Origin of the sequence: Caulobacter sp. HMWF025, assembly GCF_003060965.1 — a bacterium.
In the GTDB taxonomy this organism is placed as follows: domain Bacteria; phylum Pseudomonadota; class Alphaproteobacteria; order Caulobacterales; family Caulobacteraceae; genus Caulobacter.
In genome coordinates this window covers 1-5,235 of record NZ_QAII01000113.1, presented here as the reverse complement: position 1 = coordinate 5,235, position 5,235 = coordinate 1, and the positions used below count along the sequence as shown (strand labels likewise).

The following is a 5,235-nucleotide window of genomic DNA, read 5'->3' as shown; positions in this document are numbered from 1 at the left end:
CCTTCCAGATCAGCCTGCTGCTCGCCCGACCCCTGCCGTGACGTCGTTTCTGTGATCCACGGCCGACCGCCGCCAGACACGACAGGGTTGACGGCCCGAAGCCCAGGGCTCCTCCCGCCATCGGTTGAGCTTCCCGCTCGACCACCCCCCGCCGCCGCTCCGGTCGCTGGCCGAGCGCCCTTCCCCGCGACGAGGTGGGATGATTATGCGGCGGGTTTTGAGTGCGTCTGATCGGCGTGATCAGGATTTTTGCAGGGTGTTGAGTTTGCTGGGGTTTGCTGGCCCGACCCCGGGGATTGAACGGCCTGAATCCCCATAGATCCTCCCCCGGAAGGAGGAGGCGGCCCGAAGGGCCGGAGGGAGACGGCACATGGGCGTCGGCACATTGACGCCCTCTGTCGCCCTAGCCTTGGCGGGTGGGAGGCACGGCCCCCGTAGGGAGAGCGGGAGGGGATGCGGAGCGCGCCAGTCCGGGCGCTGCCACCGCAATTCCTGACGTCAGAACTGACGTCTGGCCATCACTCGCAGAAGCTCCACGTAAATCAGCGCAAACCAGTGCGTAGCTTCACGTACGATTATTCCGCAAACTTGTTCAGATCCTCCAATTATGCCGAGATCAAAATTCGCTTCACCGACGCGGTAGTGGAACATTCTATTACGAAATTTCACAATTAGACTAGACATAGAATTGAACGGAACCCGAAAAAGAATGTCATTATATGGTTCGAATTCAAATCCTTTAGTCTTGTGTATATCGCATCGCTCGATTTGCTTTTTGAATTCAGCAATCCAGCGGGCATCAAAGCCGGAGATTGAGAAATCAAAATTCAGCCGCGTTAAATCGGCTTGGCCGGCTATTATCGGGATGGCGGTATTGAATACCTTTAAGTCTCCGTCTTTCTCATTTGTCATTAGTGATTTCAAAAAATCATGCGGGCGCCGGAAGTCTGATTGGGTTATCGCGTATAAAAGAGGGAATGCGATGGATATCATTTCCAATATTCTGTATAGATAAAGAAATGATTCAGTAAATCTTCCATCTCTCTTGGCTACCAAAAGTAAGGTCAATTCTTGTCGAAGTCGTTCAAAAAAATCTGCGTTCTTCGCAGATAGTGACTTTATAAAATGGTCGTAATCTTGAAGCGTAATTTCACTTTCAAAAAGGAAATGGCGTATTTTTTCCGGCCGGCACATCCGGCGGGCGGGTAGTCGAAATTCATTGACGCTAAGCGCTCTCGTTCGGCCTGTTGATCCTTCGCGGATATCAATGCTGCCCAGAAGCAAGCGCACTATCTCGTGCGGCGCTGCTCCATCTTCATAAAGCCCGAATGGTTTCGGTGGCTTGTAGCCGCCCCGTGCGGGCTCTTTTAACGTGAGGTTTGTCGCCACGTCAGTCGACCATGGTGGCTTCGTGGAAGGCCTCAGTCACAGCTTCCGCATCATAAGCTGAGAAGCGTTCAATCTTCTCAAAAAACAGACGCGAAAGCTCTCTGCGGGTCTTGCCTACATTGATCTTGGAAACGTTCATTGCGACGAACGCTTCTTCAAACAATTCAGTAAAATCAGAAAACTGATTGGGAGAAATTTTTCCTAGGTAATCATGGCTGCGCTTTGCGCCCACTGTAAATCCAACGATGTTATTTCCGAGCCTAAGCCAATCGCGAGCTGTATTGTTTCCTGAATATTTTTCCACAAGTTTAAGTATGTCGTGAAAGGAAACATCTACCTCTGTAATATCGCTGTCCATGACTCGTCCCACCAAGATTTCATCAAGTTTAGATTCAATGATCCTGGTATTTTGATTGTGGACGCTATCGGTTAGGAATGCTGTGTAGGCCTCTGCAATGTCGCTACGTTTAAAGGAGCCTTGTGGTGGCTTTGATAGCTCGGAATCTTTTTCTGAAAAGATTGAAATTCCAATCTCGCCAGTATCAATAATTCCTTTTGTCAGCATCTCAATTTGATGCCTTGCGGTCATTGGCTTTTGGCCGTTATTCAGAGTTATCATCCGATAAAGTAATAGATCATACCTTTCAGCCACTATGACATTGATTGGAAGTTTTAGTTCGTCGTTGAAGTTTCTCTCATTTGAAGCGTCATGCAGTGTGTTTAATCTTTGCATTCCGTCTAGAACATATCCTGAGTCGATATTCGCATTGATGAATTCCCCCAAAGACTTAGGGTCTAAATTTTTGGAGTTAATTTCATCTACGAATGCAAGAGTAATTGGAGGCATCTGGCATCCTTTTAGGATGTCATTTCTCAATCGATCATAGAATTTTTTTCTTTGAACTTTTCTTTGTTCTTCAAACTTATTGATAAGTGGAAACAGTTTTTCTAGCGCGAATTTGTAATTCGTATTCGCTTGACCAACTGCGCTTTTGATGACTGCGTCGTGGCTGACGCTGTAAACCTGAATCACGCGAGGCCCCTTCAGTGATTTTCTTAGCTTGGAGACTGTCAGTCACCGGCGTTTAACGCAACCAGAAGAAGTGACACTAGATCGGTGCTCGGCATACTCCCCGCGACGGGGTTGCTTTGAGCGTTGCTGGCTCCCCTATCTAGAGACAAGTTTGTGCTGCTGCGTGTCGGGTTGCCCATGTCAGACGGCCTCTTGGCGGCCGAGCGTGTTTAGCCAAGCCTCGACATCCGTCACCTCAATGCCTTCGCCGCGCGCGAGGTCGTCCAGGCCTTCCTGAATCAGGGCGTGGTAGCGGGCCTCGCGGGCGGCGTTGGTTTCGAGGGCTTTGTCGGGTGTGATCTGGCGCTCGGTCATGAGCCGGATGGTGGGCGAAAATCGCGGTTTCTCAAAGCGACTGACACTTGCCCCCTCCGCGCCTGCGGCGCTCCTCCCCCGGAGGGGGAAGATGATCCCGGATCATCCGCCCGCCTTTGGGGGCGGACGACCTGCGCAGCAGGTCCGGTGGGGGGAGCGGCCCTTAAACCCTCTCCCGTCTACAACCGCCCCTTCCGGAACGCCTCCGCCTGTTCGGCCCGCAGCTCGGCCCGCACCCGCTTGGGCGCGGACTTGTCCACGGCCGTGCCGGGGGCGGTGAGGACCTCGTTGGCGAATTCCAGGTCCATCAGCTTCATGCGCTTGATCTCGTCGCGCAGGCGGGCGGCGGTTTCGAATTCGAGGTTGGCGGCGGCCTCGCGCATGCGGGCTTCCAGGTCCTTGAGGGCGGACTTGAAGTTGTCGCCGTTGAACGGGCGGTCGTCGGTTTCGGAGACCCCCATCGGCACCAGCACCCGGTCGCCGCGCTCATAGGGACTGTTGAGGATGTCCTTGATGTCGCGCTTGACGCTCTCGGGCGTGATGCCGTGTTCGAGATTGTAGGCGTGCTGCTTCTCGCGGCGGCGCTGGGTCTCGGCCATGGCCCGTTCCATGCTGCCGGTGATCCGGTCGGCATAGAGCACGACCTTGCCGTCGACGTTACGGGCGGCCCGGCCGATGGTCTGGATCAGGCTGGTCTCCGAGCGCAGGAAGCCTTCCTTGTCGGCGTCGAGAATGGCCACGAAGCCGCATTCGGGGATGTCGAGGCCCTCGCGCAGCAGGTTGATGCCGACCAGCACGTCGATCGAGCCCATGCGCAGCTCGCGGATGATCTCGATGCGCTCCAGGGTGTCGACGTCGGAGTGCATGTAGCGGACGCGGATGCCCTGTTCGGTCAGGTATTCGGTCAGGTCCTCGGCCATCTTCTTGGTCAGGACGGTGACCAGGGTGCGGTAGCCCTTGGCAATCGTCTGGCGGATCTCGTCGACCACGTCATCGACCTGGGAGGCGCCGTCCTTGCTGACCGGCCGCACCTCGACCGGCGGGTCGATCAGGCCGGTGGGGCGGATGACCTGCTCGGCGAAGACGCCGCCGGCCCGCTCCATCTCCCAGCTGGCCGGGGTGGCCGAGACGTGCACCGACTGCGGGCGCATGGCGTCCCATTCCTCGAACTTGAGCGGGCGGTTGTCGAGCGCGCTGGGCAGGCGGAAGCCGTACTCGGCCAGGGTCCATTTGCGGCTGCGGTCGCCTTTGTACATGGCCCCGATCTGCGGCACCGTCTGGTGGCTCTCGTCGGTGAACAGCAGGGCGTTGTCGGGGATGTATTCGAAGAAGGTCGGCGGCGGCTCGCCCGGCTGGCGGCCTGACAGGTAGCGGCTGTAGTTCTCGATGCCGGCGCAGGAGCCGGTGGTCTCGATCATCTCCAGATCGAAGGTGGTGCGCTGCTCCAGGCGCTGGGCCTCCAGCAGCTTGCCGTTCTCGACCATCCAGGCCAGGCGTTCCTTCAGCTCCTTGCGGATCTCGAGGATCGCCTGGCGCAGGGTCGGGCGCGGGGTGACGTGGTGGCTGTTGGCATAGACCTTGATGCTCTCGAGGTCGGCGGTCTTCTTGCCGGTCAGCGGATCGAACTCGGCGATGGACTCGACCTCGTCGCCGAACATCGACACCCGCCAGGCGCGGTCTTCATAGTGGGCGGGGAAGATCTCCAGGGTGTCGCCCCGGCGGCGGAAGGTGCCGCGCTCGAAGGCGGCGTCATTGCGCTTGTACTGCTGGGCCACCAGGTCGGCCATCAGCTGCTTCTCGTTGACCGTCTGGCCGACCTCGAGGGTGAAGGTCATGGCCGTATAGGTCTCGACCGAGCCGATGCCGTAGATGCAGCTGACCGAGGCCACCACGATGACGTCGTCGCGCTCGAGGATCGCCCGCGTCGCCGAGTGGCGCATGCGGTCGATCTGCTCGTTGATCGATGAGTCCTTCTCTATGTAGGTGTCGGTGCGCGGGACATAGGCCTCGGGCTGGTAGTAGTCGTAGTAGCTGACGAAATACTCGACCGCGTTCTCCGGAAAGAAGCTCTTGAACTCGCTGTAGAGCTGGGCCGCCAGGGTCTTGTTGGGGGCCAGGATCAGGGCCGGGCGCTGGGTGGCCTCGATGACCTTGGCCATGGTGAAGGTCTTGCCCGAGCCGGTGACGCCGAGCAGCACCTGATCCTGGTCGCCATTGCCCAGGCCCTCGACCAGTTCGGCGATGGCGGTCGGCTGGTCGCCGGCCGGCTGGTAGGCGCTGACCAGCTTGAAGCGCTTGCCGCCTTCCGACTTCTCGGGGCGCGACGGCCGGTGCGGGGTCCACAGGGCCGGGATCGCACCGCCCGGAACCATGTCCATGACGAAGGGGGTCGAGACGTCGGAAACGCCGGAATCCGGAGGGCTGGCCATGGCCCAAAGGTAAGGGGGGCGGGCCGGGAA

General features: G+C 57.8%; 4 protein-coding genes and 1 pseudogene. 1 reads left to right on the top strand and 4 read right to left on the bottom strand.

The window, feature by feature from the left end; all coding sequences use genetic code 11:
• Positions 1 to 96 precede the first annotated feature (96 nt).
• Positions 97 to 203, top strand: a pseudogene (locus tag DBR10_RS20060) (hypothetical protein); the annotation flags it as partial.
• A gap of 295 nt (positions 204 to 498) precedes the next feature.
• On the opposite strand, the gene DBR10_RS18910 reads toward DBR10_RS20060, so the two are convergent.
• The 4 genes from DBR10_RS18910 to uvrB form a co-directional block, all read right to left on the bottom strand.
• Positions 499 to 1,389 (bottom strand): hypothetical protein, encoded by an 891-nt coding sequence (locus DBR10_RS18910; protein WP_146184195.1) that lies wholly within the window; start codon positions 1,387 to 1,389, stop codon positions 499 to 501.
• Between the two features lies 1 nt (position 1,390).
• On the bottom strand, positions 1,391 to 2,422 hold the full coding sequence (locus tag DBR10_RS18905) for a hypothetical protein (protein WP_146184194.1): 1,032 nt from the start codon (positions 2,420 to 2,422) through the stop codon (positions 1,391 to 1,393).
• Between the two features lie 180 nt (positions 2,423 to 2,602).
• Positions 2,603 to 2,776, bottom strand: coding sequence for a hypothetical protein (locus tag DBR10_RS19330; RefSeq protein WP_199223605.1), 174 nt, complete (start codon positions 2,774 to 2,776; stop codon positions 2,603 to 2,605).
• 179 nt (positions 2,777 to 2,955) lie between these two features.
• Positions 2,956 to 5,205: an excinuclease ABC subunit UvrB gene (uvrB, locus tag DBR10_RS12630; RefSeq protein WP_108556381.1), complete on the bottom strand. Its 2,250-nt coding sequence runs from the start codon at positions 5,203 to 5,205 to the stop codon at positions 2,956 to 2,958.
• Between the last annotated feature and the right edge of the window lie 30 nt (positions 5,206 to 5,235).